Below are 21,374 nucleotides of genomic sequence, written 5' to 3' on the forward strand. Positions count from 1 at the left end.
CTCCCGGATCCAGGGGCTGTCGCTTCTTGCTATGCCAGATTGCCGCGCAGGAAGGCCCTCACCTGTGGCAGCTGACGGCGGCTGACGGCCACCGGATCGAGCTGACCATGAAACAGCAGGCGGTGATCGGCCGGGCCGCGTGTCTCCAGCCCCCGGATCGCCGTGCGCACCACCAGGCAGCCCCGGCGCACGCACAGGAGGGCATCGCCGAACCGGGATTCCAGTTCGTGCAGTCGTGTATCTACAAACCCCTCGAGCTGTTCACCGCGCGCAATCACATAGCCGTCTTCGGCCGTGAAGTAGGCGATACGGTCCAGGGCCACGCGTTCCTCGCGCCGCCCGATGGTCAGGCGAACCGTCCGTGGAGCGGGTGCCGAAGAGCCGGCCTTGTGCCGGGCCGCGCGCTCCAGGGCCTGGGTCAGGCGCTCGCCGCGCACGGGCTTGAGCACGTAGTCGCGCACGCCGGCCTCGAAGGCGTCCAGGCTGAACTGCTCGTGTGCGGTGACCAGGATCACCATCAGGTCGGGTCGCCGGGCGCCGATCTCGGCGGCCAGCTCCATGCCCGACTCACCGGGCATCTCGACATCCAGCAGCACCAGATCGGGTGCCTCGCGGGTGATGGCGTCGCGTGCGCTGATCGCCTCGGCCGCCTGGCCAATCACCTGATGTCCGGCGTCGTTGACCATCCCGGCCAGGCGCTGACGCGCAATCGGTTCGTCGTCCACGATCAGGACGCGCAAGGCTTCACTCGACATGTTGATTCCCCCGTTCCAGTGGCAGGCGAATACGGACTTCGAACTCGCGCTCCCGGGTCACGGTTTCGAAGCGACACCGATCGCCAAACGCATGGTGCAGGCGCAGGCGCACGGCCTCGCTGGCGGTGCCGGTCCCCTCGCTGTGTGCCTCCGGGTCGACGCTGTTGGTCAATGACAGCATCACTGTCCCGGAGTCGAGCCGACAGCGAACGCGCACGAAGCCGGGACCCCGGGCCGGCCCGATCCCGTGCTGGATCGCGTTTTCCGCCAGCGGCTGCAGGATCAGGGTGGGCACGCTGACGTCCAGACCGGCCTGGTCCGGGCAGTCCCATTCCACCTCCAGGCGTTCGCCAAACCGCGTCTGCTCGATATTCAGGAAGGCCCGCACCAGCTCCAGCTCCGCGCGCAGGGACTGGCGATCCGCGGTCGCGAAGGTGGCGCGAAAGAGATCGGCCAGATCCAGCGTGATCTGTTCCGCGCGCGCGGGTTCGCTGCGGCACAGCCCGGCAATGGTGTTCATGCTGTTGTAGAGAAAGTGCGGCCGCAGCCGCGCGCGCATCGCCTGCTCGCGGGCGCGGGAGACGGCCTGGGTCTCGCGCTGCCAGGCCGCCTGCAGGTAGAGGTAATGCATCGCCACCAGGCTCAGGATCGTGGCGACCGCGATCGCCGGCCAGCGCCAGGCCGGATCGGCCAGCTGCAGGCCCTCGGCCCCCAGAAAGACCGCCGCCGTGTTGGCGATCGGCACCAGCGGGGGCAGGACGATCTGGCCCCACAAGGGCAGGCGCACCAGCAGCCGCTTGCCGGCGCACAGGATCAGCAGGCTGGTCAGCGCGACCCAGAAGATGAACAGCGCATGCAGGGCGAGCCCCGGCACCCAGTCCTGCCCGCCTCCGCGCAGCAGAGTTACGGCCAGGGCCAGCAGTACCGCGACCATCAGCACGCGCAACAGCGTCTCGGCGCTGCAGAAATCCGGCAGCGGCGATTGTTTCGCCAGTTCGGTGGTCTCGTCGTCCGGCGCAGGTGCCTTCACGACCCGTCTCCCCTCCGGGTGCCGTCCATCCTTGTATTTGGTCGGGGGACACTGTGCCGCGTCTCCCTTATACTTCCGTGTCTTTCCAACCCGGTTCAGGGTGCACCATGACGCAGGATTCCGCACGCGACAAGCCACAGGCCCCGGCCCCCGAGGGCGAGGCCAAGCTCTGGGGCGGCCGTTTCTCCGAACCCACCGATGCCTTTGTCGAACGCTTTACCGCCTCGGTCGAGTTCGACCAGCGCCTGTACCGGGAGGATATCCAGGGATCGCAGGCGCATGCGCGCATGCTGGCCAAGGTCGGCGTGCTGACCGACGCCGAGGCCGAACAGATCCTGCAGGGGCTGGACGCCATCCGCGACGAGATCGCCGCCGGCAAGTTCGACTGGCAGATCGGCCGCGAAGATGTGCACATGAACATCGAGGCGCGGCTGATCGAGCGGATCGGTGATGTCGGCAAGAAGCTGCACACCGGCCGTTCGCGCAACGACCAGGTGGCGACCGACATCCGCCTGTGGCTGCGCGCCGCCATCGACGACATCCTGAGCCTTGTCCGGGCCTACCAGCGCGGGCTGGTGGATCTGGCCGAGCGCGAGGCCGAGACGGTGATGCCCGGCTTTACCCATCTGCAGACCGCGCAGCCGGTCACCTTCGGGCACCACATGCTGGCCTGGTACGAGATGCTGGAGCGCGATGCCCAGCGCCTGGTCGACTGCCGCGCGCGGGTCAATGTCCTCCCGCTGGGCGCGGCCGCGCTGGCCGGGACACCGTATCCGCTGGATCGCGAGTACACCGCCGAGCTGCTGGGCTTTGACGGGGTGACGCGCAACTCGCTGGACGCGGTCTCGGATCGCGACTTCGCGATTGAGTTCACCGCCGCCGCGGCGACGCTGATGATGCACCTGTCGCGCCAGGCCGAGGAGCTGATCCTCTGGACCAGTGCGCAGTTCGCGTTCATCGACCTGCCGGATCGCTACTGCACCGGCTCGTCGATCATGCCGCAGAAGAAGAACCCGGACGTGCCCGAGCTGGTGCGTGGCAAGACCGGCCGGGTCTATGGCCACCTGATGTCCTTGCTGACCCTGATGAAGGGCCAGCCGCTCGCCTACAACAAGGACAATCAGGAGGACAAGGAACCGCTGTTCGACACCGTGGATACCTTGCTCGGCTCGCTGCGCGCGTTTGCCGACATGGTGCCCAACCTGGAGGTGCGTGCGGAGAACACCCTGGCGGCCACGCGCAAGGGCTTTGCCACCGCGACCGATCTCGCCGACTACCTGGTCGGGCGTGGGGTGGCCTTCCGCGATGCCCACGAGGTCGTAGGTCGCGCAGTGCGGGTGGCGCAGGAGCGTGGGGTCGATCTGGCGGAGTTGCCTCTGGCCGACCTGCAGGCCATCAGTGATGCGGTTGGCGACGATGTCTACACGGTACTGACCCCGGAGGGCTCCGCTGCTGCCCGCAACCTGACCGGTGGTACGGCCCCGGAGCAGGTCCGGCGCCAGGTCGCGGCCGCCCGTGAGCAGCTTGCAAGCACGATGGGCTGAAACACGATCGAGGTGGTGCGAAGGCGCACCACCTGATTTACCAGGACCGTCAGTAGGCCAGCGTCGAGTCGATCACTTCCCACATCACGTTTCCGTGCACCACCTCGTAGCCGAGCAGCACCTGGCCATGGGCGCCGTCGCCCTCGAAGTTCGCCAGCACCCAGCGGTGGTTCAGCACATGGATGCCGTCGGGCCGGAACGCAAAGCCCTCGTCACCCTCGGCCTCGTGCGGGATCAGCTCCGGATGTTCCATCAGATCTGCGCGCAGGCGCTCCTCGGCGCGTGCCATGCCGCGGCGCTGCAGGTCCTGGATATGCGCGTTCGTCAGGCCCAGTTCGACCGGACGCGGGATCTCGTGCCGGGTGTACTCCTGCAGCTGCACCTGGGTCTGGTACAGCTCGCGCTGGGCCTCGGTCACATCCTGCTCCAGGCCTGTTGCGCGGGCGATGTAGATGGCGAGGATGATGACGAAAAACAGCATGAAACCCAGCCAGGCCAGGCGTTCGCTGTTCTTCAGGCCACCCTGATTCTTGTTGTCCTGCTCCTCGGTCACGAGTCTCCTCCCGGAAATGGGGCACATCGCATGAAAGCCGTGCCCGCGTGACGGAACACCCGGGCTGTGTGGGCCCAAAGGTGCAAAATCGAATCGTCGCGCATCATAACGCCTGAAGCCGCGATCTGCCGAGGTATCGATGTCCCGCGCCGAAGCCCCAGCGCCCAGCACCCCCGAACTGCAATGGGTGAACCGCTTTGCGAGTCTGCCGGAGGCCTTTTATGACCGTCCGGCGCCAGCCCCGTTCCCGGATGCCACGTGCCTGGCGACCAGCCCCGGGATGTGCCAGCGCCTGGGGCTGGCCGAGACCGACCTGGCCCGCCAGCCCTGGCTGGGGGCCTGCACCGAAGGGCATCCGATGGAGGGCCCCGAGCCACTCGCCAGTGTCTATGCCGGGCACCAGTTTGGTGTGTTCGTGCCGCAGCTGGGGGACGGACGCGTAAAACTCCTGGGCGAGGTCCGTACCGCCACCGGCGAACACTGGGAACTGCAGGTGAAGGGGGCCGGGCGCACGCGCTACTCGCGCGGCGCCGACGGCCGCGCGGTGCTGCGCTCCTCGATCCGCGAGTACCTGATCTCCGAGGCGATGGCTGCGCTGGGCGTGCCGACCACCCGCGCGGTGGCCCTGTACGGCTCCAGCCTGCAGGTCCTGCGCGAGCGCGTGGAGCCGGGGGCGATCGTGCTGCGTGCGGCGCCCAGCTTCCTGCGCTTCGGGCACTTCGAATACTTCCACTACAGCGGTTACAGCGAACGCCTGCGCGAACTGATCGACTATGCACTGGCGCATGACTACCCCGAGCTGGCGGACGCCGAAGACCCGGTGGCCGCGATGCTCGAACAGGTGATCGCGAATACCGCCGAGATGATCGCCGACTGGCAGGCCGTCGGGTTTTGTCACGGGGTGATGAACACCGACAACATGAGTCTGCTGGGCCTGACCATCGACTACGGCCCGTTCGCGTTCCTGGATGCCTACGACCCGGGCTACATCTGCAACCACACCGATCAGGGCGGGCGTTACGCCTTCGATCAACAGCCGGCCATCGCCCAGTGGAACCTGATCCGTCTGGCCGAGACCCTGGTGATCCATTTCCAGGACACCACCCGCGAGGCCGCGATCGAGCGGGCCAAGGCACTCCTGATGGACTTCATGCCGCGATTCGAGCAGGCCTGGCTGACGCGTATGCGCACGAAGCTGGGGCTGGTGGAGGAACACGAAGGGGACCTCGAGCTGATCCACGACCTGCTGGCGCGTATGGCCGAGGAGGGCGTCGACTACACGCGCTTCTTCCGCCAGTTGCCGGATCTGGAACAGCCCGAGATCCGCGAACAGCTCGAGGCCGAACTGGAGGACGCGGCCGCCTGGCGCGCGTGGTGGTCGCGCTATCAGGCGCGCCTGGAGGCAGAGGCCCGCCCGTTCGAAGCGCGCCGGGCGGCAATGAATGCGGTCAATCCCAAATACATCCTGCGCAACCACCTGGCGCAGGCCGCGATCGAGCAGGCCGAGGCGGGCGATACCTCCGAGCTGCTACGGCTGCAGGCCATCCTCGCGCGCCCGTTCGACGAGCAGCCCGAGTTCGAGGCCTACGCGGACCTGCCGCCTGCCTGGGCCGCTGGCATCCAGCTGAGCTGCTCGTCCTGAGGCCCCGCTGCGTGGTCAGTTGACCGCGCCCTCCGGGGGTAGCTTCTCCTTCATCGAGTCGGACAGGGGTACGTCGTGTACCACCAGCACCGGCAGCCGGGCGTTGCGCACCAGCCACTCGGTGGCCGAGCCGGAGAGCATGTTGGCGATCTGGCTGCGCCCGCGGGTCCCCATTACGATCATGTCCGCGCCCCACTCCTCGGCGTGGCGCGAGATTTCCTCCGGCGCACTGCCGATGGCCACGGCCACCTCGTCGTCCGCCTCGGCCCACGCCTCGAGCTGTGCGCGGACCCGATCTTCCGCCGAGTGGCGCATGTCCTTGGCATTCAGGGGTGAGGAGCCGGCGCCACTGAACGCACCAGCCGAACTGGGCCCTGCCACGTCCGACGGCTTCATCACATACAGCAACCGCTTCTTCGCCCCCGGGCAGTGCTGGCGTGCAACGGCCAGGGCCGCTGCAGAGGCGGGCGAGAAGTCGACGGCGATGATGACGCGCTGCAGCATGAAGATCCCCAATTGAACGCATGAAAGGAGGACCCCGGCAAAGGCTCGAGCGGGGGGTCGGCAAACTTCAGGGCGGGCTTATGAAGTGCTAGACTTTGTCGCCTTTCCTGGCGGTTTCAGTCTGTACCGGCATTGAACCGCTTGCAACCGCGCCATCCACTGGTGGCGACGGGGCCCGGCTACTTCAACCACGAGTCTCTGGTACCTGTCCGTTCACCCGTTGATGCCGACGCATGTCCGCGTCGGCGCGCATGGGTATTGGGGAACATATCGTGCAGCAGACCCTACAAGACTTCCTGGCCCGCCAGCGCAAAGTCTGGTTCTTCAACGTCCGCGGCGACCTGATTGCCGGAATTGTGGTGGCGCTGGCCCTGATTCCCGAGGCGATCGCTTTCTCCATCATCGCCGGAGTGGACCCGAGCGTGGGCCTGTACGCGTCCTTCACCATGGCGGTGGTGATCGCCTTCGCGGGAGGACGCCCCGGCATGATCTCGGCCGCGACCGGGGCCATGGCCCTGCTGATGGTCACACTGATCGCCGAACATGGGCTGCAGTACCTGCTGGCCGCGACCATCCTGACCGGGATCATCCAGATCCTGTTCGCCTGGGCCAAGCTCGCGCGCTACATGATGTTTATCCCGCGCACGGTGCTGGTCGGCTTCGTGAATGCGCTGGCGATCCTGATCTTCCTGTCCCAGGTGCCCTACCTGGTGGATGGCGACACCACCATGTGGGCGCTGGTCACGGCCGGCCTGATCATCCTCTACGGCCTGCCGATGATCCCGGGCTACCCGAAACTGCTGCCGCCGCCGCTGGTCGCGATCGTGGTGCTCAGCGTCGTGGTCTACTTCATGGGCCTGCCGACCCTGGAGGTCGGCGACATGGGCGAGCTGCCGGACGGCCTTCCGGTATTCCTGTTCCCGGACATCCCGCTGAACTGGGAGACCCTGCAGATCATCTTCCCGACCGCCTTCGCGCTGGCGATCGTCGGCCTGCTGGAGTCGCTGCTGACCGCCTCCATCCTCGACGACCTGACCGACACGCCCTCCGGCAAGAACCGAGAGGCCCAGGGCCAGGGCATTGCCAATGTCGTCACCGGCTTCTTCGGCGGCATGGCGGGCTGCGCGATGATTGGCCAGTCGGTGATCAATATCAAGTCCGGGGGGCTGGGGCGGTTGTCCACGCTGTCGGCGGGGATCTTCCTGCTGATCTTCATCGTGTTCCTGGGCGACCTGGTCTCGATCATCCCGATGGCCGCACTGGTCGCGGTGATGATCATGGTCTCCATCGCCACCTTCGACTGGGGCTCGCTGACCACGCTGCACAAGTTGCCGCGCACCGATGCCGTGGTGCTGATCGTGACCGTCGCGGTCACCGTGATCACCCACGACCTGTCGATGGGCGTGTTCGCCGGCGTGCTGCTCGCCGCGATCTTCTTCGCGCGCAAGATGGTCAAGGCGGTGGAAGTGAAGAGTGACCTGTCGGAGGACGGCAAGACCCGCATCTACACCGTGCGCGGCCAGCTCTTCTTCGTCGCCGTGGACAAGTTCATCGACAGCTTCGACTACCGCGAAGGCATCCATAACGTCGAGATCGACCTGACCCGCGCCTCGCTTTGGGACAGTTCGGCCGTGGCCGCGATCGACAAGGTGGTCGGCAAGTTCCGCCGCAACGGCATGGAAGTCGACGTGAAGGCCCCGCACGGCGAGAGCGGCGAACTCCACGACAAGCTTGCCCTGCACGACAAGGGCGCCGACCTGGGGCCGGGCGAGCACTAATCCCGCCGTTCGCCTTCGGCACCGTGATTGCGAGGAGCCGAAGGCGACGCGGCACAAAAGCAGCGGAGCTGGGTTGAACGGCCGCAGGCCGGCCCGAAGGGCGTGCGGAGCGAGTAACCGCCATCCGGAACCACCGGCTCCCGACTCGGTGCCAGCTTTGGGAGGTTGCCACGGCCCCTGCGGGGCCTCGCAATGACGGTGCCAGGGGCGGCGTCCGGGAGCCAGAGAGATTGGACCTCGTGCCCGAGCGTGGCAGGCTAGGCGCATGATGAATCTGCGCCGGCCGGCACCCCCGACCGATCCCAGGGCCGAACGCGAGCGCATTCGGCGCGCCCTGATGTGGCCCATGCTCGGGGCCGGCATCCTGATCGCGATCCACGCGCTGCAGGAGCTGACCGGCGGCGACTGGTCACGCCTGGGCATCCTCCCGCGCGACGCGGTCGGGGTGCTGGGCATCATCACCTCGCCGCTGATCCACGGCTCCTGGGGCCACCTGCTGGCCAATGTCCCGACCCTCTGGGTGCTAGGCATGCTGACCCTCTACGGCTTTCCCCAGGCCACGCGCACGGCGGTGCCGCTGATCTGGCTGATGGGTGGACTGGGCGTGTGGCTGTTTGCCCGCGAGGGGCTGCACATCGGGGCGTCCGGCCTTACCCACGGTCTGATGTTCTTCGCGGTCGTGATCGGGATTCGCCGCCGCGATGCGCTGTCCATCGCGCTCGCTATCATCATCCTGTTCCTTTACGGAAGCATGCTGTGGGGCGTGTTCCCCAGCGGTCCCAAGGTGTCGTTCGAGGCACACCTGTTCGGCGCGGTGGTGGGCGCGGTCTGTGGCGGGCTCCTGTACCGGCGTGACCCGTTACCCCCGGCGCGCCGATCCTCCTGGGAGGACGACGACGAGACCGACCCGGAGACCCTGCGCAAGATCGAGCAGGGGCGCCTGGACGAGATCGAGCCAAGACAGCCGCCGGAGGAACCGGGGCGACGTGATTAGTCGGACACGTGTGTTGATGCGGTTCGCTACGCTCAGCGCATCCTACGATGATGCTTCCGGACCCGCAGATCGTAGGGTGCCGTGAGCGCAGCGAACCGCACCGCCCCCCTCTCACTGTCCGAAATACATCCGCACCCCCGCCATCAAGGTCAGGCCCGGCGCTGGCTCGTAGTAGCGGCCGCCCGCCGCATTGATCCGGATGTTGTCGACATTGTCCGCATCCAGCAGGTTGTTGGCGGCGACGAAGGCCTCGGCGCGGGTATCGCCCTGCTGCCAGAACCGGCCGGCGCGCAGGTTCAGCGTCGTCTGCGGCCCCACCTTCTCCGTGTTCGCGTTATCCGCGTAACGCGACCCCACATGCAGCGCGTCCACGGTCACGAACCAGGGGCCCTCGCGCCAGTCGGCCTCGACGAACAACTGCTCGCGCGGCAGCCCCGGCATCCGGTTGCCGTCATGGCGAACTCCCTCGGCATCCTCGAACTCGCGAAAACGGAAACGATTGAGGCTTGCAGCGGCGCTCAGGGTCCACTGTGGGTTCAACCGCCAGTCTGCGCTTAGCTCAACGCCATCGCGGGCCGTGCGCCCGGCGTTGGTATAGAACGTCCGGTCGCCCTGACCTTCAAGCTGGTACGGCGACAGCTCGTCGCGCACCCGGGTAGCGTAGACCGAGGCCTCCCAGGAGAGCTGCGGATTCTCGCGCCGGATACCGACCTCGATACTGCGCGCCCGTTGTGGGTCGACCTCGGGATTAAAGCCGCCTCCGCCCTCCGGATTGGCAAACTCGGTGAAGGTCGGGGTCTCGAAGTTGGTCGCCACATTCACGTAGGCGCGATACTCCGGCCGAAAGTGCCAGATCAACCCGGCCATGCCGCTGGTCTCGTCAAAGGTCCGCCGGCCCGATCGGTCCGTGACGTCATTACCGTCGTCAAACCGCTCGACGAAGTGATCGTCGATGGACATGCGAATACGATCGTGACGGGCGCCGGCCACCAGGTTCCAGTCCGACCCGAGTGCGGTATCGGTCTGCACGAACACCCCGCGCGAGCGGGCACGCTCCCGCTGGTCGAGCGCCAGGTCGCTCATGGGATCAACCGGGTCCGCGGAACACTCGCCGCCGTCGCGATCGAAAAGCCGGCCAGCAGAACAGCGCCGTGTGCGGTCATCGCGTTGTTCTTCCAGGTCGATGCCGGTGAGCACACGGGTCGCCCCAACGTCGCGCTCGTACTGGGCATTGACTCCAAAGAAATCGCGCTCGTAGGCGACGCGGGAATCCCCGGGGAAGGGGAGCTGCTGCGCATAATCGCGCTGGGTCCAGAATCCGCCCAGGCGCAGCTCGCCCCCGGCCAGCGGCTGCTCCCATTGCAGGCCGGTGGTCAGCTGTTCGGCGGACTGGGTACTGTCCAGCGCCGTGGCCAGCGGGGCCGCGGCACGCCGGTCCTCGCGCATCTCCTCGCGGGTCAGGCCGCCGGGATCGTCGGTGCGTGGCGCATCCAGGTAGCGCAGGTGAAAGTTGAGCGTGCCGGCTTCCAGTTCCGAGGCGGTGTGCAGACGCAGATAGCGCTTCTCGGCGGTGGACTGTTCGCGGTAGCCGTCGATTGCGAAATCATGTGCGGTCAGGGAGTAGCGGTGGGTGCCGTGGTCCTGCTCCGCCACCGCTTCGGCGCGACGATAACCGTAGCTGCCCATCAGCAGACCGCCGCCGAAGCCGCGCGGATCCCGCCCGTCGCGGGTGCGCGCAGCGATCACGCCGCCGGAGGCATTGCCGTACAACGCTGCGCTGGGCCCGCGCAGCACTTCAATGTCGCGCAGGTTCAGCAGGTCGATGGCATCCACCTGCGACTGCCCATCCGGCGTGGTCTCGGGGATGCCGTCCTGCAGGATGCGCAGCCCACGCACCCCGAACGGGGCGCGCGATCCGAACCCGCGGATCGAGATCCGCGCATCCTGCGCGAAGTTGTAGCGGTTCTGCGCGAACAGGCCCGGCACGCGGTTGAGCGCTTCGTCCAGCTGCAGGCCCTGGCGTCCTTCGGTCGCCTGGCGCTGGTCGACCCGACTCACGGCCGCCGGCAGATCCGCCAGCGGGGTCGCCAGACGCGGCACGGTCACCGTGATTTCTACCGGATCGAGCACTGGCGGATCGTCCTCCGCAACGCTCGCCGTTGATACAACCAACAGCGGCAGGAGCATCCAGCCACCCAGGCGGGGGATCGTCGACTTCGATGTGTCCAATGCCCCACCTCCTCTCGCTCGCCCCGGGACCGTCAGTAGATCTGAAACCGCCGCCCCACCGGAAGGCCCTCGCCATGCGGCGGGTTCTGCTCCGGGCCGTGTCATTTCCGCAACGGTGTGGCCTTTTAACGGGATCTTCATCGGCCCTAAACCGGGCTGTCACCCGGCCTCCCCATCCTTCGACCTGTCGAGAGGCACCCGCATCTCGCCAATGTTCAAACGCAAATAGGGGAGAAACCCATGAACCGCAAGCACCTGCTGACCAGCCTGATCGCCGCCGGCCTGGTCGTCCCGGCCCTGGCCACCGCCGACTGGACGCTGTACGGCCGCGCCCACCTGTCCGCCGACATCCTGGACGACGGCGCCGACTACAACGAATTCAACGTCTCCAGCAATGCCAGCCGCCTAGGCTTCAAGGGCGAGCGCGAGTTCCGCGAACAGCTCATCGCCATGTTCCAGATCGAGCAGCAAGTCGACTTCGACACCGCGGCAGACAATGAATTGAGCTTTGCCACGCGCGATACCTTCGTCGGTCTGCGGGGCGACCAGTGGGGCATGCTGAGGATCGGGAAGTTCGACACCCCGTTCAAGCGCGCCCGCGGGCCGGCCAACTTCTTCGGCGATCAGGTCGGTGACCTGCGCAACCTGACCCGGTCGCGCGCCCAGACCGGCCGCTTCGACGAGCGCTTCAACAACAGCATCCATTACCAGACGCCCAGCTTCGGCGGCCTGACCTGGAACATCCAGTACTCGAACGAAACGGACGACGCCACAACCGTGGACGGGGCTGATAACAAGGCCTACTCGACCTCGCTGAACCTGAGCCTGGGCGACCTGACCGGCGCGCTGGCCTACGAAAAGCAGGAAGACGGTGACGTGAATCCGGATGCCTGGCGCCTGGCTGTTGGCTACCGCATCACAGAGGCCTTCCGCATCGGCGGCCTCTACCAGAATTCCGAGACGGTCAATGGTGACGAGGCGGACGTGTACGGACTGGGCGGCCAGTTCCGTCTGAGCCCGAGCATGTACCTGAACGGCCACGTCTTCCAGCTGGATTCCGACCTGGACGATGCCGATGCCACGATGTACGCCCTTGGCCTGGAATATCGTATCGACAGCGACCTGCGCTTCTACGGCAACATTGCCATGGTCGACAATGACGATGCCTCGGCTCTGACCCCATGGGGTGCGGCGCGCAGTTCCGGCCCGGGTGGCGCGATGGGCGAAAACGCTACGGCCTTTTCGCTTGGCATGCGTTACGACTTCTAGATCGTGGCTCCAGCCCGTGTCCTGGATCCCGGGAGAGCGGGACACGGCTGAACAAAAAACCCCGCCGGACTACGCCCCGGCGGGGTTTCCTGTTTCTCCAGTACCGAGAGAGTCTGGCTCGGCATTGCACGGGGCCCATGACCCCGTGCTGGCCTCAAGGATGGAGATCTGCCGGCCTATCCGGTCGCCTCCTTCAGTCGGATCAGCTTGAGTTCGTGGAACAGCCCCATCATCAGGCTGACGCACATGAACAGCAGCACGATCACGAAGGGCAGGCCGGCGCTGACGGCACCGGCCTGCAGGGCCTGCAGCGCGGCCGCGCCACCCACCGCCAGCAGCACACCGGCGATCACGCCCTCGACCGTGGCCCAGAACAGGCGCTGGGACTGCGGGGCGTCGGTCTTGCCGCCGGAGGTGATCGAGTCGATCACCAGCGAGCCGGAGTCTGACGAGGTGATGAAGAAAACCAGGACCAGGGTGATTGCCAGCAGTGAGGTGATCGTGGTCAGCGGCAGGTGCTCGAGCATCTGGAACAGCGCCAGCGAGGAGTCACTGATGCCGTCGGCCAGTGCACCGACCCCGTCGCGGGCCTGATCCAGGCCGGTCCCGCCAAAGGCACTCATCCAGATCACGGTCACGGCCGTTGGCACCAGCAGCACCGCGGTCACGAACTGGCGTACCGTGCGCCCGCGCGAGACCCGTGCGATGAACATGCCGACAAACGGCGACCAGGAGATCCACCAGGCCCAGAAGAAGATCGTCCACTCGTGATAGAAGGTCTGGTCGTCACGACCCACAGGGTTGCTGAGCGGCCACATGTACTGGGCGTAGGCGCTCAGCGTGATGCCGGTATTGGAGAGGAAGGCGATAAAGCCGCCGAACAGGGCCACGAACAGTAGCAGTACCACCGCCAGCGTCAGGTTGATGTTGCTGAGCACGCGCACCCCGCCATGGATGCCGCGCATGATCGACAACAGGGCAATTACCGTGACGCCGATGATGATCGCGACCTGGGTGTTCAGGCCGGCTTCGATGCCGAACACCGACTCCAGCCCCGATGCCGCCTGCTGCGCCCCAAGACCCAGGGAGGTGGCCAGGCCGAACAGGGTGGCCAGTACCGCCAGGGTGTCGATCACATGCCCGAGCGGGCCCCAGATCCGCTCGCCGAAGATCGGGTAGAACGCGGAGCGAATGGTCAGCGGCAGGCCCTTGTTAAAGGCAAAGAACGCCAGCGCCAGGCCTACCACGGCATAGATCGCCCATGGGTGCAGGCCCCAGTGATACATCGTCGCACCCAGGGCCGCGTGCTTCGCTTCCTCGGTGCCGCCCTCGATGCCCAAGGGCGTCCCGAACCACTCGGTGAAGTAGCCTACCGGTTCGGCCACGGCCCAGAACATCAGGCCGATGCCCATGCCGGCGGCGAACAGCATCGAGAACCAGGACAGCACGCTGAAGTCCGGCTTCGCATCCTGGCCGCCAATCCGGATGCTCCCGACCGGCAGCAGGATCAGGGCCAGACAGAACAGCACGAACAGGTTGCCGGCCGACAAGAACAGCCAGTCAAAGGTCTCGCCGATCCAGGCACGCGTGGCGCCCAGGCCCTCGTCGGCCTGTTCCGGGAACATCAGGGACAGGATCACGAACGCGAGGATCAGCAGGGCGCTGACGGCGAATACCGGGTTGTGCAGATCCAGTCCCAGCGGGTTGATGTTCTGTTCCCCGATCTCGTGATCGGTCTCGTAACGGGCCTCGAGCTCCTCGATCTCCCGTTTCGGGTCTTGTGCGTTGTCGCTCACGCTCACCTCCTTGGTGTGATTGGGGGACGCTGGTCCAGACGTTCTCCGGTCCATCGCCTGGAACTGTCTGACCGCCAGGGCGGTAGTCTTCGATTGAGACCGCGTCTCCCGAGGTACGAGTCGTTTCGTTCTGGCATCCGGCCGTCGGAATCCGAAACGAAAAATTCGGGACCTTCATGGCTGACTTCCATTGCTCACCCGCTAGCGGGTGAGCAACAAACGTGCGCGGCGGATTGGCTTCTAGAAGCTGTAGTGCATGCCGACCATGAACACGTTGTTGCTTCCATCCTCGGGAAAGTCAGCCCCGGCCCGGCCGGTGTCTCGGGCCCTTGATGCCGGTACCGCACCGGTTGCTTCTTCTTCGTAGTAGTACTCGGCAAACAGGGACAGCCCGTCCATCCAGTTGAACGCGTAGCCCAGGTGGAAGACGTCTCCGCCGTAGTTGTCGACGTTGGCGTAGGTTCCGTGGAATATATGTTGCCCCACGGCGTAGGCGGCGTAGATGTTCGCGGCGACGTCGCCGTCGTCCCCGAAGGCCCCGGCGTCCTGGTCGCTTTCAATGTATTCGACCTTGGCACCCATCGACCATGGGCCCATGCTGTGCATCGCGGACACCCCCCAGATCCGAGTGTTCTGCTCGCCATTGGCATCATCGACCCCGACGGAAAGAGTCGTGTCGCCGAAGGCGTACGAACCGGTCACCTGGTAGCGATCATCTGGAGAGCCCGATGCATCGTCGTAGCCGCCGTTCGCGCTGTAGGAGGCCGCGAACGAGAAGCCGTTGAAGTCCGGAGAGTAGTACATGAGGCTGTTGCTCTCACGGAAGGTCGTATAGGTCGCGAAGCCGCTCTGGTAGGAGTAGAACATGTCCACCGGGAAGGCGATCGCGTTGTAATACGGCAGCCAATCGCGGCCATACGCCACGGTACCGAATGCGCCGTCGAGCCCGACCTTGCCGATGCGGACGTCCTCGTCTTCGCCACTGAAGGGGTCCTGTACTCGGCCGTTGGCCAGGTCGAGCGGGATTTCCAGCTGCGCAAACGCGTTCAGGCTTTCATTGATCTCATAGTTGGCGTTGAAGCCGATGCGTGAATAGGCATCCCGGAAGCCGTCATAGCTGTCCTCGCCATCCGGGTCCGCCGTTTCGTACTGCAGTCTCAGTGACCCGTAGAAATCGAACTCGACGCCCCCTGCACCCTCCTGTTCTGCGGGGCTGACCGCTGGCGCCAGAAGAAGCGCCGTGGCAACGGCCCCGGCCAGTGGAGTGAGACTCCACGAAATGTTGTTTTTCATTATTCGTTCCTTTTGGCAGTTCGATCCTGGAATCCGAAAGAGAAACAGGCCCCTGTACCCCCGGGGGACCGATGGCGAGCTCCCGAGGAACCGCCACAACCGTTTCTGTCGCGTATGGCTAACGAGAGGCCCGTTTTGTTGCCCAGAGACCGGATCCTGGTGACCTCGGCTAGCCGGAAACCCCATTAATAGAACGCGCTCGCCGCTTTCGCCAGCAAAGGACAAGTTGCAACTCCATTATTTTTGTACAAAACTATATGGCATTTGCCATACTGAGTCCGACTGTGATGTCAGCTGTTTCTGCCCAGAACGAACCTCATCGCCCCGCGACGGAAGGGGAACCGGATCTGTCGCGTTCCGTGATCCGTCAGCTGCGCGTGATCATCCGCGCCCTGCAGGGGCATTCGCGGGCAGTGGAGCGTGCCTGCGGGATCAGTGCCTCGCAGTTGTGGGCCCTGTGGGAGCTGCAGCGCACGCCCGGGCTGAATGTCAGCGACCTTTCGCGCCGGCTGTCGGTGCATGCCTCGACCACCTCGAACCTGCTGGACAAGCTGGAATACAGCGGGCTCGTCGAGCGCCGCCGCCCGGAGAAGGACCAGCGCATCGTGCGGCTGTATGTCACGCCCAAGGGGGAGGCGCTCCTGTCCGACGCCCCGGCAGCCCCCCAGGGCGAGTTGAACCGCGCGTTGCACGCTCTCCCGCCCGAGCGGCTGGCGGATCTGGACGAAGGGCTTACCCTCCTGGTCGAGGCGATGAACACCACCGAGCCTCGTGCCGGTCTGCAGCCGTTCGAGGTGAAAACCTGAGCGGCGTGGCCGCCAGGTAACGCGCCATGCGCTCCCTCCTGCCCGCCAGCCTGCTGCTTCTGCTGCTGCCGCTGGTTGTACTGGCCGAGCCCCGATTCGACGACCCGCCCACGGACTCGCGTGATGGCGGTCTAACCCTCGAATGGAACGCCGAGGGGCCCGTCGAACTCGAACAGGCGAGCGGTCCGGACTTCGACGACGCCCGCGTGATCTATCGCGGTGGCGACACCAGCAGCGTAGTCAGCGGCCTCCCGGACGGCGAATATCGCTTTCGCCTGCGGGCCGATGGCGCGGACGACTGGGCCGACGAGGCCCGGATCGATGTGGCGCACCACAGCCTGGCCCGCGCGTTCGGCTTCTTCGCGCTGGGAGGCGTCGTCTTTCTGGTCCTGATCGTGGCCATCCTGCGCGGTCGCCCGCGCGACTGAATTCACCTGCCCCGCCCCGTCGATCCGCGTGTACCGCGACCGGGGCCGGCGGCCCTATCGGAGAACACGATGCACGAACTCAAGATCAACATGCAGCGCCTGCAGCAGGACATTACCGAGCTGGGGCAGATTGGACGCGATGCCGACCGTGGTTTGCACCGCCGGGCGTTCAGCGAGGGCGACCGCGCGGGGCGCGAGTGGTTTCGCGGCCGCCTGGAGGCCGCGGGCCTCGACGTCTGGCAGGATGGCGCTGCCAACCTGCACGGTCGCCTGGACTACGACGGCAAGCGCCCGGTGGTCGCCATGGGCTCGCATCTCGATACCGTCCCCGGTGGTGGCCCGCTGGATGGTGCCCTGGGGGTGCTGATCGGGCTGGAGGTGCTGCGCACGGCCAAGGAACATGAGGTCGACTTGCAGTACCCGCTGGAGGTCATCGACTTCACTGACGAGGAGGGCCGCTTCGGCGGCATGTTCGGCTCCCAGGCGATGGCCGGAAAGCTGACCCCGGAGAGCATCAGCCATGCCCGTGACCTCGAGGGCATCACCCTGGTCGAGGCGATGGCCAACTGGGGCCTGAATGCCGACGACGCCCTGAGCGCGCGACGCGACCCGCACACCCTGCATGCCTTCATCGAGACCCATATCGAGCAGGGCCCGGTGCTGGATCGCCGCGGCCTGAGCGTGGGCGTGGTCGAGGCCATCACCGGCCTGTTCAAGTGGGAGGTGCGCCTGAAGGGCCAGCCGAACCATGCGGGCACCACGCCGATGGACATGCGCATCGACGCGTTCCAGGGGCTGGCCGAATTCGGCGGCGAGATCAATCGTCTGCTGGAGGAGCACGGCAGCCCGAACTCGCGCGCGACTATCGGCCGCGTAGAGCTCTCGCCGGGCGCGGCGAACACCGTGCCGGGCATGGCGACCTTCTCCTTCGAGGTGCGCGATACCGACGAGAAGGTATTGACCGCGCTGGCCCACGCGGCCCGCCGCACGCTGTCCAGCCTCGCGCGCCGGCGTGACCTGATGTTCGAGTTCGACGTGCTCTCGGAGATCGATCCGGTGCGCTGCGACACGGGCATCGTGCAGACCATCGAGGCGACCGCCGAACGCATGGGGCTGGAGTACCTGACCATGCCCAGCGGCGCTGCGCACGACACCCAGAGCATGAGTGCAATCACGCGTACTGGCATGATCTTCGTACCGAGCCTGCAGGGGCGTAGCCATTCCGCGGCGGAATGGACAAACTGGGAGGACATCGAGACCGGCGCCAACCTGACGCTGCAAAGCGCCCTGGCCCTGGCCGCCCGTTCGTGAGCATCCCCGATCACCGCGACCCAAGGACCGCCCGGCATGGCCAATAACGACAACGTCTCCCAGCTCACTGACTACGACTCCCTGGACCCGCTGCGCGAGCAGTACCAGGAGAGCCTGATCACGACCCCGGTGCTGCGTCAGGAACTGCGCGAGCACCACGTCGCCCTGCTGTGCATTGACCTGCAGTACCTGGATGCCGCGCGCGGTCATGGGGTGTTCGCCGACTCGGTGCAGTCCGGCGTGCCGCCCGAGGCGCAGGAGTACTACTTCAACCGCCTGGAGCAGACGGTGCTGCCGAACGTGCGCCGGCTGCAGGATGCATTCCGCGAGCAGGGGCTGGAGGTCATCCACACGCGTATCCGTTCGCTGACCCACGACGGGCGCGACCGCAGCCCGGGCCACAAGCGCCTGAACCTGCATGCCGCGCCCGGCTCCAAGGATGCGGAGTTCGTCGAGCAGGTCGCACCGGTGGGCGACGAGATCGTGCTGGACAAGACCGCTAGCGGCGTCTTCAATTCGACCAACCTGCACTACATCCTGCGCAACCTGAACATCTCGGCACTGTTCATCGTGGGTGTGTACTCGAACGAGTGCGTATCCACGGCCGTGCGCGATGCCTGTGACCTGGGTTTCTATGTCACGCTGATGGACGACGCCACCGCCACGGTGACCCCGGAGATGCAGAAGGCGACGATCACCACCATCAAGGATCGCTACGCCCGCGTGATGACCACCGACGAGGCGATCCGCGAGATCAAGAAGGTGAAGGAGGCCTCGTGACCGGCCTCGACGACCCGATCCTCCCGAGTTCCATCGCCTGGGGGCTGCTGATCGCGTTCAGCATCCTCTGGGTGGCGCTCGGCTGGTGGCTGGGTCGTCACAACAAGACCGCCGAGGACCACATGCTGGCCGGGCGCAACGTCGGGCTGGCGCTGGCCACCGCGACTGCGATGGCCACCTGGGTGACGGCCAACACCACGATGACCGCCCCGCAGCTGGCGTTGCAGCTGGGCGTCTGGGGCATGCTCGGGTATTCCCTGGGGGCGCTGGGCCTGATCCTGTTCGCGCCGCTGGCTCGTCGCATCCGCGAGCTGATGCCGCGCGGCTTCACCTCCGGGGACTTCATCCGGCTGCGCTTCGGCACCTTTACCTGGCGGGTATTCCTGGTGGTCTCGCTGATCTACGCCTTCGGCTGGCTTGTGTCGATGGCGATGGCCGGCGGGGTGCTGATCAATGCCCTGGCCGGGATCGACTATCGCGTGGGCATGACCGTGATCCTCACGGTCTGCGTGATCTACACCCTGCTGGGCGGTCTGCGCGCGGTTATCGGTACGGACTTCATCCAGACCATCATCATCATCGCGGGTGCGGCGTTCATCGCCTGGCTGACCATCGACAAGGTTGGGTTCGAGGCGATCCATTTCAACCTGATGGAAGAGCGCCCGGAACTGCTGAGTCTGCTGTTCCCGGCCGCAATAATGTTCCTGTTCAACAACCTGCTGTTCGGGGTCGGCGAGATCTTCCACTCCAACGTCTGGTGGTCGCGCGCCTTTGCCTTTGGCCGCAACGTCGGCTTTCGTGCCTACCTGCTGGGCGGGCTGCTGTGGCTGCCGATCCCGATCGTCGCCGGCTTCCTCGCCCTGGCCACGCCGGCGCTGGGCATCAACGTGCCCGCCGCGGACATGGTCGGGCCGCTGGTCGCGGCCGAGGTCCTCGGCCTGACCGGCGCGATCGTGGTCTTCATCGTCGTCTTCGCCGCCTTGGCCTCGAGCCTCGACTCGCTGCTGGCGGCCACCTCGGACCTGGTCACCCGCGATATCTACCGCGGCCATATCCGCCCGCAGGCCAGCGAGCAGAGCCAGTTCCGCGCGACCAAGGTGATCGTTGTGCTGCTGGGTCTGCTGACCTGGCTGGCCGCGAGCTATCGCGGCTCGCTGCCGATCATCGGCTCGCTGGCCGAACTGCTGTACTTTACGGGGGCCTTCGTGGCCTCGGCGATCTGGCCGATCGTCGCCGGGCTGTACTGGCGGCGGGCGAACCCTCAGGGCGCGGCCTGGTCGATGATACTGGGGTCGGGCATTGGGCTGGCCAGCTATTTCCTGATCGGCTTCTATGTCGCGGCACTGGTGGGCGCGGCCGTCTCCCTGGCCGTGATGGTGCTGAGTACCTGGCTGGCGCCGCGGCCGTTCGACTGGGGTCGCCTGTCCCGCGACGCCGCGGCCGAGGAGGTCCGGACCGCATGATGATCTCGTCGACTGCCTTGTCCGTGATCGTTGTGGTTGCCACGCTGGTCGCCACCCTGACCCCGATCCTGCTGCTGGCCCTGTTCATTCGCGACTGGAAAAAAGGATGCCTCTGGTGAACTACACCGAAGATCCCCTGCACGTGCTCCACCCGAAAGACGGCGCCGCCGGCACCGACCGCCCGAAGGCGCTCCTTGAGGCCGTGGAGGAAGACCCGGACCCGCTCCTGAAGCTGGCGGCCGCGCATGTGGTCTCCAGTCAGCAGTTCTCGCGCGATGAACTGCTGCAGCTGTTCCGTCTGGCGGCGCAGTACGAGACCACTCCGGCGCTGATGCACCTGCCGCTGGCCGGCAAGATTCTGATCAGTGCGTTCTACGAGCCGTCCACGCGCACGCGGCTGTCCTTCGAGAGCGCCTGGCACCGGCTTGGCGGGGCGGTGATGTCGATCACCGACCCCAAGAGCACCGGCATCGCCAAGGGCGAGTCGCTGGCGGACATCGCCGAGATGTTCAACAACTACGGCGACGTGCTGGTGCTGCGCTCCTCGGATGGCGAGGCGGCGCACAACATGCTGGAGAACCTGCGCATCCCGCTGGTCAACGCGGGCAACGGGATCGACGAGCATCCGACCCAGGCGCTGGCGGACGTCTACACCCTGGCCAAGTGGCGACCGGAGCTGTTCACCGGCCCGGTGGCGCCGGAGGACCGCATCAAGGTCGGTATCATCGGGGTGCCCTCGCGCATGCGCACGGTGCGTTCGCTGCTGCGCCTGCTAAGCCTGTTCCCGGAGGCAATCGAAGAGGTCGTGATCATCTCGCGCGAGGACGAGAACTTTGACCCGGGTCAGCGCGAGGAGTTGGAAGAGGCCGGCCTGAAGCTGCGCGTGGTGCACGAACTGGACCCGCTGCTGCCGGAGCTGGACGTCGTCTACATCAACGCCATTGCCTGGGTGGGGGATACGTTCGAGTCCATGGGCGAGGGCCTGAAGCTGGATCGCAACTCCCCGCTCAAGAAGGGCGCGGTCATCCTGCACCCGCTGGCACGCGGTGACGAGCTGTCCACGGACCTCGACGACACCCCGCACAACTGGTACTTCGCCCAGGCCCGCGGGGCCGTGTTCGTGCGCATGGCGCTGCTGACCACGGTGGTCCGCCGGATCAGCGCGGTCATGGATACCCCGGAAGACTGAGCCAAAGTCG

Annotated in this window: 19 protein-coding genes; 12 read left to right on the forward strand and 7 right to left on the reverse strand. The window is 66.2% G+C overall.

The genetic code is table 11. From position 1 onward, the window contains the following. Nucleotides 1–29: 29 nt before the first annotated feature. On the reverse strand, nt 30–755 hold the full coding sequence (locus TK90_RS00065; protein WP_012981429.1) for a LytTR family DNA-binding domain-containing protein: 726 nt from the start codon (nt 753–755) through the stop codon (nt 30–32). Next, entirely contained in the window at nt 745–1,785 is a 1,041-nt protein-coding gene (locus TK90_RS00070; protein ID WP_012981430.1) for a sensor histidine kinase, read from the reverse strand. Before TK90_RS00070 ends, TK90_RS00065 begins: the two co-directional genes overlap by 11 nt. Nucleotides 1,786–1,892: 107 nt before the next feature. Between TK90_RS00070 and argH the strand changes: the two genes are divergently transcribed. Beyond that, nucleotides 1,893–3,329: an argininosuccinate lyase gene (gene argH, locus TK90_RS00075; RefSeq protein ID WP_012981431.1), complete on the forward strand. Its 1,437-nt coding sequence runs from the start codon at nt 1,893–1,895 to the stop codon at nt 3,327–3,329. A 49-nt stretch (nt 3,330–3,378) separates the two neighbouring features. Here argH and TK90_RS00080 read toward each other — a convergent pair whose 3' ends face one another. Next, complete coding sequence (locus tag TK90_RS00080) at nt 3,379–3,882, reverse strand: hypothetical protein (RefSeq protein WP_012981432.1); 504 nt, start codon at nt 3,880–3,882, stop codon at nt 3,379–3,381. A 139-nt stretch (nt 3,883–4,021) separates the two neighbouring features. Between TK90_RS00080 and TK90_RS00085 the strand changes: the two genes are divergently transcribed. Further along, nucleotides 4,022–5,524 (forward strand): YdiU family protein, encoded by a 1,503-nt coding sequence (locus TK90_RS00085; protein WP_012981433.1) that lies wholly within the window; start codon nt 4,022–4,024, stop codon nt 5,522–5,524. Nucleotides 5,525–5,539: 15 nt separating this feature from the next. Here the strand turns inward: TK90_RS00085 and TK90_RS00090 are convergent, their stop codons facing one another. Then, nucleotides 5,540–6,028 (reverse strand): universal stress protein, encoded by a 489-nt coding sequence (locus TK90_RS00090; RefSeq protein ID WP_012981434.1) that lies wholly within the window; start codon nt 6,026–6,028, stop codon nt 5,540–5,542. A gap of 272 nt (nt 6,029–6,300) precedes the next feature. Here TK90_RS00090 and TK90_RS00095 point away from each other — a divergent pair, with 272 nt between their 5' ends. Beyond that, nucleotides 6,301–7,806 carry a SulP family inorganic anion transporter gene (locus TK90_RS00095; protein WP_041444292.1) on the forward strand — a complete coding sequence of 502 codons (1,506 nt, stop codon included), beginning with the start codon at nt 6,301–6,303 and terminating at the stop codon, nt 7,804–7,806. A gap of 265 nt (nt 7,807–8,071) precedes the next feature. After that, complete coding sequence (locus tag TK90_RS00100) at nt 8,072–8,800, forward strand: rhomboid family intramembrane serine protease (protein WP_012981436.1); 729 nt, start codon at nt 8,072–8,074, stop codon at nt 8,798–8,800. Nucleotides 8,801–8,911: 111 nt separating this feature from the next. Here TK90_RS00100 and TK90_RS00105 read toward each other — a convergent pair whose 3' ends face one another. Further along, nucleotides 8,912–10,987 (reverse strand): TonB-dependent receptor, encoded by a 2,076-nt coding sequence (locus TK90_RS00105; protein WP_244406397.1) that lies wholly within the window; start codon nt 10,985–10,987, stop codon nt 8,912–8,914. Nucleotides 10,988–11,269: 282 nt separating this feature from the next. Between TK90_RS00105 and TK90_RS00110 the strand changes: the two genes are divergently transcribed. Next, complete coding sequence (locus tag TK90_RS00110) at nt 11,270–12,298, forward strand: porin (protein ID WP_012981438.1); 1,029 nt, start codon at nt 11,270–11,272, stop codon at nt 12,296–12,298. A 176-nt stretch (nt 12,299–12,474) separates the two neighbouring features. Here the strand turns inward: TK90_RS00110 and TK90_RS00115 are convergent, their stop codons facing one another. Both TK90_RS00115 and TK90_RS00120 read right to left on the reverse strand, forming a co-directional pair. Continuing rightward, entirely contained in the window at nt 12,475–14,094 is a 1,620-nt protein-coding gene (locus TK90_RS00115) for a BCCT family transporter (protein WP_012981439.1), read from the reverse strand. Nucleotides 14,095–14,334: 240 nt separating this feature from the next. After that, entirely contained in the window at nt 14,335–15,387 is a 1,053-nt protein-coding gene (locus tag TK90_RS00120) for a porin (RefSeq protein ID WP_012981440.1), read from the reverse strand. A gap of 287 nt (nt 15,388–15,674) precedes the next feature. Between TK90_RS00120 and TK90_RS00125 the strand changes: the two genes are divergently transcribed. The 7 genes from TK90_RS00125 to TK90_RS00150 all read left to right on the forward strand — a co-directional run bounded on the left by TK90_RS00125 (nt 15,675) and on the right by TK90_RS00150 (nt 21,364). Then, nucleotides 15,675–16,193 (forward strand): MarR family winged helix-turn-helix transcriptional regulator, encoded by a 519-nt coding sequence (locus TK90_RS00125; protein WP_012981441.1) that lies wholly within the window; start codon nt 15,675–15,677, stop codon nt 16,191–16,193. A gap of 26 nt (nt 16,194–16,219) precedes the next feature. Next, nucleotides 16,220–16,621 carry a hypothetical protein gene (locus tag TK90_RS00130; protein WP_012981442.1) on the forward strand — a complete coding sequence of 134 codons (402 nt, stop codon included), beginning with the start codon at nt 16,220–16,222 and terminating at the stop codon, nt 16,619–16,621. A gap of 69 nt (nt 16,622–16,690) precedes the next feature. Beyond that, nucleotides 16,691–17,932, forward strand: coding sequence for a Zn-dependent hydrolase (locus TK90_RS00135; protein ID WP_012981443.1), 1,242 nt, complete (start codon nt 16,691–16,693; stop codon nt 17,930–17,932). A gap of 36 nt (nt 17,933–17,968) precedes the next feature. Continuing rightward, entirely contained in the window at nt 17,969–18,712 is a 744-nt protein-coding gene (locus TK90_RS00140; RefSeq protein WP_012981444.1) for a cysteine hydrolase family protein, read from the forward strand. Then, nucleotides 18,709–20,175, forward strand: coding sequence for a sodium:solute symporter family protein (locus TK90_RS00145; protein WP_012981445.1), 1,467 nt, complete (start codon nt 18,709–18,711; stop codon nt 20,173–20,175). The genes TK90_RS00140 and TK90_RS00145 overlap by 4 nt, the downstream gene beginning before the upstream one ends. Beyond that, complete coding sequence (locus tag TK90_RS15430; protein ID WP_012981446.1) at nt 20,172–20,294, forward strand: hypothetical protein; 123 nt, start codon at nt 20,172–20,174, stop codon at nt 20,292–20,294. Before TK90_RS00145 ends, TK90_RS15430 begins: the two co-directional genes overlap by 4 nt. Further along, entirely contained in the window at nt 20,282–21,364 is a 1,083-nt protein-coding gene (locus TK90_RS00150) for an aspartate carbamoyltransferase (RefSeq protein WP_012981447.1), read from the forward strand. The genes TK90_RS15430 and TK90_RS00150 overlap by 13 nt, the downstream gene beginning before the upstream one ends. Nucleotides 21,365–21,374 lie beyond the last annotated feature (10 nt).

The sequence above is a fragment of the Thioalkalivibrio sp. K90mix genome, assembly GCF_000025545.1.
GTDB lineage: Bacteria > Pseudomonadota > Gammaproteobacteria > Ectothiorhodospirales > Ectothiorhodospiraceae > Thioalkalivibrio.

Coding starts and splice junctions, on each gene's coding strand:
- TK90_RS00065 (WP_012981429.1), bottom strand. CDS start 755: ATGTCGAGTGAAGCCTTGCGCGTCCTGATCGTGGACGACGAACCGATT.
- argH (WP_012981431.1), top strand. CDS start 1,893: ATGACGCAGGATTCCGCACGCGACAAGCCACAGGCCCCGGCCCCCGAG.
- TK90_RS00085 (WP_012981433.1), top strand. CDS start 4,022: ATGTCCCGCGCCGAAGCCCCAGCGCCCAGCACCCCCGAACTGCAATGG.
- TK90_RS00090 (WP_012981434.1), bottom strand. CDS start 6,028: ATGCTGCAGCGCGTCATCATCGCCGTCGACTTCTCGCCCGCCTCTGCA.
- TK90_RS00100 (WP_012981436.1), top strand. CDS start 8,072: ATGATGAATCTGCGCCGGCCGGCACCCCCGACCGATCCCAGGGCCGAA.
- TK90_RS00105 (WP_244406397.1), bottom strand. CDS start 10,987: ATGCTCCTGCCGCTGTTGGTTGTATCAACGGCGAGCGTTGCGGAGGAC.
- TK90_RS00110 (WP_012981438.1), top strand. CDS start 11,270: ATGAACCGCAAGCACCTGCTGACCAGCCTGATCGCCGCCGGCCTGGTC.
- TK90_RS00120 (WP_012981440.1), bottom strand. CDS start 15,387: ATGAAAAACAACATTTCGTGGAGTCTCACTCCACTGGCCGGGGCCGTT.
- TK90_RS00125 (WP_012981441.1), top strand. CDS start 15,675: ATGTCAGCTGTTTCTGCCCAGAACGAACCTCATCGCCCCGCGACGGAA.
- TK90_RS00130 (WP_012981442.1), top strand. CDS start 16,220: ATGCGCTCCCTCCTGCCCGCCAGCCTGCTGCTTCTGCTGCTGCCGCTG.
- TK90_RS00135 (WP_012981443.1), top strand. CDS start 16,691: ATGCACGAACTCAAGATCAACATGCAGCGCCTGCAGCAGGACATTACC.
- TK90_RS00140 (WP_012981444.1), top strand. CDS start 17,969: ATGGCCAATAACGACAACGTCTCCCAGCTCACTGACTACGACTCCCTG.
- TK90_RS15430 (WP_012981446.1), top strand. CDS start 20,172: ATGATGATCTCGTCGACTGCCTTGTCCGTGATCGTTGTGGTTGCCACG.
- TK90_RS00150 (WP_012981447.1), top strand. CDS start 20,282: ATGCCTCTGGTGAACTACACCGAAGATCCCCTGCACGTGCTCCACCCG.